Origin of the sequence: Pedobacter sp. AK013 (genome assembly GCF_014205835.1) — a bacterium.
GTDB lineage: Bacteria > Bacteroidota > Bacteroidia > Sphingobacteriales > Sphingobacteriaceae > Pedobacter.
Genome location: NZ_JACHCQ010000068.1, coordinates 1 through 8,373, shown reverse-complemented (window position 1 = coordinate 8,373; position 8,373 = coordinate 1). Strand labels below are relative to the sequence as shown.

Annotated in this window: 11 protein-coding genes; 9 read left to right on the top strand and 2 right to left on the bottom strand. The window is 37.6% G+C overall.

All coding sequences use genetic code 11. The annotated features are described in order from the left end of the window. Positions 1-204 precede the first annotated feature (204 nt). On the top strand, positions 205-489 hold the full coding sequence (locus HDC90_RS25025) for a hypothetical protein (protein WP_184471344.1): 285 nt from the start codon (positions 205-207) through the stop codon (positions 487-489). Here the strand turns inward: HDC90_RS25025 and HDC90_RS25020 are convergent. Further along, a complete protein-coding gene (locus tag HDC90_RS25020) occupies positions 486-1,184 on the bottom strand; it encodes a hypothetical protein (RefSeq protein ID WP_184471342.1) in 699 nt (232 codons plus the stop codon). The genes HDC90_RS25025 and HDC90_RS25020 overlap by 4 nt on opposite strands. Positions 1,185-1,192: 8 nt before the next feature. Then, positions 1,193-1,360, bottom strand: coding sequence for a hypothetical protein (locus HDC90_RS25015; protein WP_167294876.1), 168 nt, complete (start codon positions 1,358-1,360; stop codon positions 1,193-1,195). 288 nt (positions 1,361-1,648) lie between these two features. On the opposite strand from HDC90_RS25015, the gene HDC90_RS25010 reads away from it, so the two are divergent. The 8 genes from HDC90_RS25010 to HDC90_RS24975 all read left to right on the top strand — a co-directional run bounded on the left by HDC90_RS25010 (position 1,649) and on the right by HDC90_RS24975 (position 8,175). Then, a complete protein-coding gene (locus HDC90_RS25010; RefSeq protein ID WP_025142617.1) occupies positions 1,649-1,897 on the top strand; it encodes a type B 50S ribosomal protein L31 in 249 nt (82 codons plus the stop codon). A gap of 72 nt (positions 1,898-1,969) precedes the next feature. Continuing rightward, positions 1,970-3,136, top strand: coding sequence for a putative sugar nucleotidyl transferase (locus HDC90_RS25005; RefSeq protein ID WP_184471340.1), 1,167 nt, complete (start codon positions 1,970-1,972; stop codon positions 3,134-3,136). A gap of 47 nt (positions 3,137-3,183) precedes the next feature. Further along, on the top strand, positions 3,184-3,945 hold the full coding sequence (gene tpiA, locus HDC90_RS25000; protein WP_184471338.1) for a triose-phosphate isomerase: 762 nt from the start codon (positions 3,184-3,186) through the stop codon (positions 3,943-3,945). Further along, on the top strand, positions 3,946-4,785 hold the full coding sequence (prmA, locus tag HDC90_RS24995; RefSeq protein ID WP_184471336.1) for a 50S ribosomal protein L11 methyltransferase: 840 nt from the start codon (positions 3,946-3,948) through the stop codon (positions 4,783-4,785). It begins immediately after the preceding gene. 88 nt (positions 4,786-4,873) lie between these two features. Next, positions 4,874-6,226 (top strand): UDP-N-acetylmuramate--L-alanine ligase, encoded by a 1,353-nt coding sequence (gene murC / locus HDC90_RS24990; RefSeq protein ID WP_184471334.1) that lies wholly within the window; start codon positions 4,874-4,876, stop codon positions 6,224-6,226. 98 nt (positions 6,227-6,324) lie between these two features. After that, positions 6,325-6,645, top strand: a complete 321-nt coding sequence (locus tag HDC90_RS24985; RefSeq protein WP_184471332.1) for a helix-turn-helix domain-containing protein — start codon at positions 6,325-6,327, stop codon at positions 6,643-6,645. A gap of 119 nt (positions 6,646-6,764) precedes the next feature. Further along, entirely contained in the window at positions 6,765-7,244 is a 480-nt protein-coding gene (locus HDC90_RS24980; protein WP_184471330.1) for an Lrp/AsnC family transcriptional regulator, read from the top strand. A gap of 4 nt (positions 7,245-7,248) precedes the next feature. Next, the gene (locus HDC90_RS24975; RefSeq protein ID WP_221451945.1) at positions 7,249-8,175 is read left to right on the top strand and encodes an EamA family transporter; all 927 of its coding nucleotides are present in this window, start codon (positions 7,249-7,251) and stop codon (positions 8,173-8,175) included. The last annotated feature ends 198 nt before the right edge of the window (positions 8,176-8,373 follow it).

Sequence of the window (8,373 nt, the reverse complement as noted above, 5' to 3'; positions counted from 1 at the left end):
CAATTCTCAGGACAGGGAACATCTTTTGCCCATAAAAAAAGAAAAAGCTTCCTAAGCTGCTTGAAAAAGGGTTTTATTCATAGGAGGTTTATTTAATTTCGGACTGTGGTTCTTGGAGAGGATGGGCTACCTAAGCCCAGTATTAATTAATCATATTCTAATAACCATGATCTTAAAATCCAGTAATCATAAAAATCCTATTCTATGTCATTAATTAGTATCATCAGCAAAGATTTCGATATACCAGATCATCTTTCTGAGAATCAGTTGCGGGATGCAATGATTGATGCATTTGCTTATCTGATTGATAACGATTTTCCGAAACTGATCCAGATTTTGTACAAAGCTGATGTAGACCAGTATAAACTAAAGGAACTGCTGGAAACGGTTGAAGGCTCGAGTTCTGCTGAAGTAATTGCCGATGCTTATATTGCCCGTCAGAAGGCCAAAATAGAAACCTGGAACAAATACAGTCCGAAAAAGGATTAAGGTGTTTCTTCCTGTGATGGATTAAAGCGGTTATACATATCCATATCAAAAAAAGAAATAGAATTGATCTTATCGGCTTTCAGTACGAGATCTGTTTTTAATTCATCGGTATTCGCTACAGAACCATCTTCAATATAACTGGCATAAACCGTTAAATACTGAGTGGTAAAAACCAGTTCTTTATCGTCGGCCTTGCGGTAACCGCTAAAAGCAGGGGTAATGCGGATATAACTTGTAGTAAAAGGTTTAGGTAGTTCTTTCACCCAGCCAATATAAAATTTGCCGCTATCCATGGTAAACTGTAAAAGGTGGGCGTCAAAAAAAGATGAACTTAGTAATAATTCAAATTCATTTCCAGAAGTAGCTATAGCCCTTTTAATGGCTTTTAGTCTGTTGATAAAAAGATTGGCAATTTCTGTGGCGGCTACCGCAACTAATAATGATAGGCTGGTAGTGCCGAAATAAGGCGCATGGATGGGGAGTAATTTGCTAAGGTGTTCAATGGTTTCGGGCCAGATGGCAATAAAAATTGCTCTTAGTATAAAACATGCGCCGAGTAATAATATACCTGCAAAAGCAGAATTTAATAATATACGCTGGCTTTCGAGCCGATATTGCACATAGCGCAGATATCTGAACCTGATCAATATATAATAGCCACCTACAAGAGGGAATAAAAGTAGGTTAAAAGGCATCTATAAGGCTATTTCTTGTTTTTATCCTTCTCTATCTTTTTAAAAATACTCGATTGCATTAATGCGCCCACCATCTGGATAACCCTTGGCTGTGCAAAAAAATCAGGACTTTTAATGTAGAGCTTTCCGCTGCTATCGGCATGGATGATGCCGTCTAATTCGCCGTGTTTTCTCATGTATCAAATTTACATATATTTTTTAAATATCTGAAAAACAATATTCAGCTTAAAAAGTTTATTTTTGCCCAATTGGGCCACTGATGTGTTTTAGCGCTTCCATAGGCAGAAAAAACATATAATTTAAAATTCTTTATTTAGGCTTGTAAATCAAAAATAAAATTAAGATATTTGCGTCCTCTAAAATAGAGGTAGAAAGACTAATAGGAAATGTCATAAGCGTTGTTGCCAGCAAATTGCAAGAATGTTCTTGATGCTTTCACACAAATAACTAAAAATAATATTCAAATGAAAAAAGATTTGCACCCAACAAGCTACAGACCAGTTGTTTTTAAAGACATGTCTAACGAGTATGCTTTCTTAACAAAATCTTGCGTAGATACTAAAGAAACAATTAAATGGGAAGATGGTAACGAGTATCCTCTTTATAAATTAGAGATCTCACACACTTCTCACCCTTTTTATACTGGTAAAATGAAATTGGTTGATACTGCAGGACGTATCGATAAATTCAAAAACCGTTACGCTAAGAAATAATTTTAGCAACAAAAAGCATTTTTTGAAGTCCCTTTGCCAAAAGCATCGGGACTTTTTTTATTTTTGCTGCTTATGACAATCAATCTATTTGATGATGCTTCTTGGATGTCCCTACGTCCGCTTACGTTTACCAGGCCTGTTGCCGACTTACGCATTGGTATTTTAACCATTGCCGAGAAATGGGCAAAACGTTTAAAAGCTGATTTTGGCTTTCATACCCAAGATTACCTCTCCGTAAAGTTTGCACCAAAACCTAATGCCGATTTGTTTATAAACGGCTCTATTTGTCCGGACGAAGCTTTACTTAGCGCCGTAACCGGGCTTAAAACTGGAGAGGTTCTTTATAAAAGAGATGTTATTATTGCATATATCGCAGATCTGCATGATTTAGAATCTGTTAAATCATTAAAGCCGGTTGAGTATAAAAGTGATTTTGTACAGATTGTTTATCCGGAACATATTTTCGGGAATAATCCAACGGAGATCAGAAAAGATTTTAAATTATTGACCGAAGGGCGCAGTTCGGCAAAGTTAAGCAGTACCAATCAGTTGCTAGGGGATGATATTTTTCTAGAGGAAGGCGCTAAAGCAGAATGCAGTGTGTTTAATACTTCATACGGACCCATTTATATTGGTAAAAATGCTGAGGTGTGGGAAGGTAGTTTAATAAGAGGATCTTTCGCGCTTTGCGAAAATTCATCCATAAAAATGGGGGCTAAAATATATTCGGGTACCACAATAGGCCCCAATAGCCGCGCCGGAGGCGAAATTAACAATGCCGTAATCTGGGGCAATTCGGCCAAAGGCCACGAAGGTTATCTGGGTAATTCGGTAATGGGCGAATGGTGTAATATCGGTGCCGATACCAACAACTCGAATTTAAAAAACAACTATGCCGAAGTAAAACTTTACGATTACGAAAGCGAAAAAATGCGCAATACCAATCTGCAGTTTTGTGGCTTAATTATGGCCGATCATGCCAAAAGTGGTATCAATACCATGTTTAACACTGGTAGCGTAGTAGGGGTTGGGGCCAATGTTTTTGGTGCGGGCTTTCCGCCACATCACATAGCCGATTTTAGTTGGGGCGGTGCTACTGGTTTCGATACTTATAAATTGCACAAAATGTTCGAAATAACCCAAAAGGTGTTTGCAAGAAAGGATATGGCCTTTAATGAGGTGGAAAAAAACATCCTGACCAAAGTATTTGAATTAACCGAATCGTATAGGCGATTTTAATATAAAACCTGATCTGGAAAGATCAACCAACCATTAAATAATACAAAATGAGAAAAAAGATTGTTGCCGGTAACTGGAAAATGAACTTAGATTATAACGAAGGTGTTTCGTTGTTCAGCGAAATCGTAAATATGGTTAAAGATGAGCGCAAAGGCGATCAACTGGCTATTATTTGCGCCCCGTTTATTCATTTAAACAGCTTGGCAAAATTGGGTGGTAACGATGTTAAAATTGGCGCTCAAAATATTAGCGATAAAGAAAGTGGCGCATATACAGGCGAAACTTCGGCTAAAATGGTGAAATCTGTTGGTGCAGAATATGTGATTTTAGGCCACTCAGAACGCAGGCAATATTTCGCTGAAAGCGATGCTTTATTAGCTGAAAAAACTAAAGTTGCTTTAGCCAATGGTTTAACCCCGATTTTCTGTATCGGCGAAACTTTAGACGAGCGTAACAACGGCAGTTATTATGAAGTATTGAAGAAACAATTGGTAGAAGGTATTTTTAGTTTAGCTGAAGAAGACTTTAAAAAACTGGTTATTGCTTACGAGCCAGTTTGGGCTATTGGTACTGGTTTAACTGCTTCTCCGGAGCAGGCGCAAGATATTCATGCTTTTATCCGTAGTGAAATCCAAGCTAACTATGGTTTTAATGTGGCTGATGATACAACCATTTTGTATGGTGGAAGCTGTAATCCAAGCAATGCGGCGAGCTTATTTTCTCAAAACGATATTGATGGCGGTTTAATTGGAGGTGCATCATTAAAATCGCGCGATTTTACAGATATTATTAAAGCATTAAACAGCTAGATGCAATACATAAAAGCAATATTTACATTCAAAAGTATCGAAGACTATCAACAGGATCTGCTTATTAGTGATCTTGCCGATTTAGGTTTCGATACTTTTGAAGATAGTGAGGGTGGGTTTACGGCTTTCGTAATCAAGGAAAATTTTAACGAGCAGGAATTAAAAGACCTGTTGGGCAATTATAGCGAAGAATTTGTAACAGATTATACCTTAGAAGATGTTGCGGACGAAAACTGGAATGCAGAATGGGAGAAAAATTTTAGTCCGCTTATTATTGATGATGTATGTTATGTAAGGGCAACCTTTCATGAGCCACAGCCATCATATCCTTACGAAATTGTGATCGATCCTAAAATGGCTTTCGGTACTGGGCACCACCAAACTACCACAATGGTGATGCAGTATATTTTGGCAGCCGATTTAAAGGATAAAAACATCCTCGATATGGGCTGCGGAACCGGAATTTTAGCTATTCTGGCTGCAAAACTGGGCGCTAAAAGTTTACTGGCTATCGATTATGATGATATCTGTTACGAGAGTACAGTAGAAAATGCTGCACTTAACCATGTAAATAATTTACAGGCACTTTGCGGTAGTAAGGAAGTGATTCCTAACGAAGAATATGACGTAATCTTTGCCAATATTAATAGAAATATCCTGCTAGATCAGATCCATCGCTATGCTGAGGTATTAAAAGGAGGTGGTAAGATTTTTTTCAGTGGTTTTTACCTCGATCCCGATTTGAGCATGATTACTGCTGAGTGTGCTAAATACGGCATTAAATATGTTGATCATAAACAGAACGGAGATTGGGTAGCGGCACAATTTGAGAAAAAATAATGATTGAATTTCGAATGAGTGAATGATTGAGTTTTAACACAACGCCTATTCTCTCATTCAGTACTTCTCTCATTCAAAATTAATTTATATGCGCATACATTTTATTGCGATTGGTGGAAGTGCAATGCATAACCTGGCCATCGCCTTACATAAAAAGGGTTACCAGATTACAGGTTCTGATGATGTTATTTTTGAACCTGCAAAATCAAGGTTAGATAAATATGGTTTATTGCCAGCCGAAATGGGTTGGGATGAAAGCCGTATTTCTGCTGATTTGGATGCGGTAATTTTGGGCATGCACGCCCGTATAGATAATCCAGAGTTATTGAAGGCACAAGAATTAGGTGTTAAAATCTATTCTTATCCTGAATACATATACGAACAAAGTAAAAATAAATTACGCGTTGTAATTGGTGGTAGTCATGGTAAAACAACTATTACCAGCATGATTTTGCATGTGCTTAATTATTATAAACGCGATTTCGATTATTTAGTTGGCGCACAGCTAGCTGGTTTCGAAACTATGGTGAAAGTTACCGAAGAAGCACCTATAATGATTATCGAAGGTGACGAATATTTGTCTTCGCCGATTGATAGAAGGCCTAAATTTCATCTTTACAAGGCAAATGTTGCGGTAATTAGTGGTATAGCATGGGATCACATCAATGTTTTCCCTACTTATGCTGATTATACTTTGCAGTTTAATAAATTTATCGATACCATTGAGCCTAATGGCACTTTGATTTACTGTAAGGCAGATGCCGATCTGAATGAGATCGTAGCATCATCAAAAGCCAATGTTTCAAGGATTGCTTATGCCATTCCAGCGCATGAAATTAGAAACGGGGTAACTTATCTGCTTCCCGAAGAAACGGCTTTAAAAATTTTTGGTGATCACAATCTAATGAACCTGAATGCAGCAAAATTAGTCTGCAAACAATTAGAAATCAGCGAAGCTGAATTTGATGGAGCTATTTCTTCGTTTACAGGTGCAGCTAAACGTTTAGAGGTAATATCAGCTGATGAATCTACAAACGTTTATAAAGATTTTGCGCATTCGCCATCAAAACTGAAAGCTACTATCGATGCAGTTAAAGCACAGTTTGCTAATCGTAAATTAGTAGCCTGTATCGAATTGCATACTTTTAGCAGTTTGAACAAGGATTTTCTGAAAGAATATACAGGTGCTATGGATAAAGCCGATGAAGCAATCGTATTTATTGATATTAAATCTTTTGAGCAAAAACGGATGGAGCCTTTTTCTGAAGATGATGTGCAACAAGCTTTTGCCAATCCAAAACTGAAGTTTTTTAATGATGCTGTGAAATTAAAAAGCTATTTGTTAAGCCTCAACTATAAGGATGCTAACTTGCTTATGATGAGCTCTGGCAATTATGCCGGTTTTGATCTGCCCGTGCTGGCAGCTGCTTTAGAGAAGTGAGATTTGAGACGAATCCATTTGCTCAAATCTCATGTCTTTGGTACGTCTCTTGATGTGTGTCTCATCTCTCAAATCTAGTGTCTCATATCTAAAAAACTATGAAAAGTATCGGAGATCGTATTAAGCAAAGCAGATTGGCCTTGGGTTTAAGTCAAGCCGATGCGGCTAAAAAGCTCAATATTTCTACTCCGGCTTTCTGCAAAATAGAGACGGGGCAAACCGATCTCAATATCTCTCGTTTACTCCAGATTTCCAAAACGTTTAAGGTTCCGGTAACACAGCTAATCACTGGGCAGCCAGTAACATCAGATTCATCAGAAGAACTTGTTGCACTTAAAAAAGAGCTGATCGAAAAGGAAGAAGAAATTAATAAGCTTCGTAAAAAGGTTATCGATCTTTATGATAAACTTGGAATGTGAAAGGCATTTTGTCTGTTGTTTAACCGATTAATTATCATTTTAAAATTATATTTAAGAATAAAATTCATTTTTATTTAAAATTTTTAGAATTTTATTCTAAATATCTATAGTTTTACGGAATGGTAATCGAAAACAATTTTAGTTTGGATCATATCGATCTGGCTATACTTAAACTTATGCAGAATAATGCCCGGATCTCGAATGTTGATTTAGCAAAGGCATTGGATCTTGTTCCATCAGCCGTATTGGAACGCGTAAAAAAGCTGGAGAAAAAGAACGTAATTACCGGATATAACGCCAAGGTAAATCCTGTTGCGGTTGACTTAAAATTGTTGGCTTTTATCTCCATGAAATCTTCGCAAAGCTTCAGTTGTAATGATACCGCAAATGAGCTGGCGAAAATTCCTGATGTGCAGGAAGTGCATGTAATAGCTGGTGATGATTGTTTTCTAGTGAAAGTAAGAACCACCGATTCGGCATCGCTAATGGCTTTATTACGCGATGAGTTTAGCAAGGTTCCCAATATTTTATCGGTGAAGACAACTATTGTATTGGAAACGGTAAAAGAACAGCAACAATTGGTTATTCCCGAAAAATAAAATCATGACAAATTTAAATAAAAAGGCATCGCCGGTAATGGTTTACCTCGCCTTTGCCATCGTATATATCGTATGGGGCTCTACCTATTTTTTTATCCAAAAAGCTTTGGCTGGATTCCCGCCATTTATCTTGGGGACAGTCCGTTTTTCAATCGCGGGGGTTTTGATGTTAAGCTGGTGCAAAATGAAAGGAGAGGATATTTTTAATAAAAAAACGATAAAAATTGCTGCAGTAAGCGGAATTTTAATGCTGGGCCTGGGGAATGGAATCGTCATTTGGGTAGAGCAGTTTATTCCCAGCGGTTTAGTGGCTATTATGGTGGCCTCGGCAGCGATATGGTTTGTTATTTTAGATAAATCACACTGGAAAGAAAACCTGAGTAATAAATATATCGTTTCCGGTTTGATCATCGGATTTCTAGGGGTTGTGCTCTTGTTTGGCGATCAGATTAGGCAGGCGCTTGATAAACCTCAAAGTAATCTACAGATTATTGGCATGGTACTGCTTGTTTTTGGGCCGATTGCTTGGGCTGGAGGATCGCTTTATTCAAAATATCATCCCACTACCGATAGCTCGGTTTCTGTTAACACTGGCTGGCAGATGTTGATGGCCAGTTTAGCTTTCTTTCCAGGTAGTATTTTGAAATCAGAATTTAAATTACTCGATTGGGGAAACATACCGCTTGATGCTTGGTTATCTATCGTTTACCTTATTCTGTTTGGTTCAATTGCAGCGTTTAGCGCTTATGTGTGGTTGCTAAAAGTGCGTCCGGCTACGCAGGTGAGTACTTATGCTTATGTAAACCCAGTAGTAGCGGTGTTATTAAGCTTAACCTTTACCAACGAGGTGATTGGCCTTACCCAGGTAATCGGGTTAGTGATTATTTTGGGAAGTGTACTGTTAATTAATCTGCCGAAGTATAAAGTTTAGGCTAAGTTTTTATAAAAATTGTCATTGCGAGGAGGAACGACGAAGCAATCTTTTATGCTAGCGATTCTTGTTATAATGATTGCTTCGTCGACTGAAAAGCCTTCTCGCAATTGTAAAGGTTTAGTAATTCGGTAATGAACTAGAGTTTATTTTTTGTTATTTATATTGACCATTTCCGCCGGTTTTTTACCCTTAATT

Bases quoted from the DNA above. Each gene is read 5' to 3' on its own strand.
- HDC90_RS25025 (WP_184471344.1), top strand. From the start codon at position 205: ATGTCATTAATTAGTATCATCAGCAAAGATTTCGATATACCAGATCAT.
- HDC90_RS25020 (WP_184471342.1), bottom strand. From the start codon at position 1,184: ATGCCTTTTAACCTACTTTTATTCCCTCTTGTAGGTGGCTATTATATA.
- HDC90_RS25015 (WP_167294876.1), bottom strand. From the start codon at position 1,360: ATGAGAAAACACGGCGAATTAGACGGCATCATCCATGCCGATAGCAGC.
- HDC90_RS25010 (WP_025142617.1), top strand. From the start codon at position 1,649: ATGAAAAAAGATTTGCACCCAACAAGCTACAGACCAGTTGTTTTTAAA.
- HDC90_RS25005 (WP_184471340.1), top strand. From the start codon at position 1,970: ATGACAATCAATCTATTTGATGATGCTTCTTGGATGTCCCTACGTCCG.
- tpiA (WP_184471338.1), top strand. From the start codon at position 3,184: ATGAGAAAAAAGATTGTTGCCGGTAACTGGAAAATGAACTTAGATTAT.
- prmA (WP_184471336.1), top strand. From the start codon at position 3,946: ATGCAATACATAAAAGCAATATTTACATTCAAAAGTATCGAAGACTAT.
- murC (WP_184471334.1), top strand. From the start codon at position 4,874: ATGCGCATACATTTTATTGCGATTGGTGGAAGTGCAATGCATAACCTG.
- HDC90_RS24985 (WP_184471332.1), top strand. From the start codon at position 6,325: ATGAAAAGTATCGGAGATCGTATTAAGCAAAGCAGATTGGCCTTGGGT.
- HDC90_RS24980 (WP_184471330.1), top strand. From the start codon at position 6,765: ATGGTAATCGAAAACAATTTTAGTTTGGATCATATCGATCTGGCTATA.
- HDC90_RS24975 (WP_221451945.1), top strand. From the start codon at position 7,249: ATGACAAATTTAAATAAAAAGGCATCGCCGGTAATGGTTTACCTCGCC.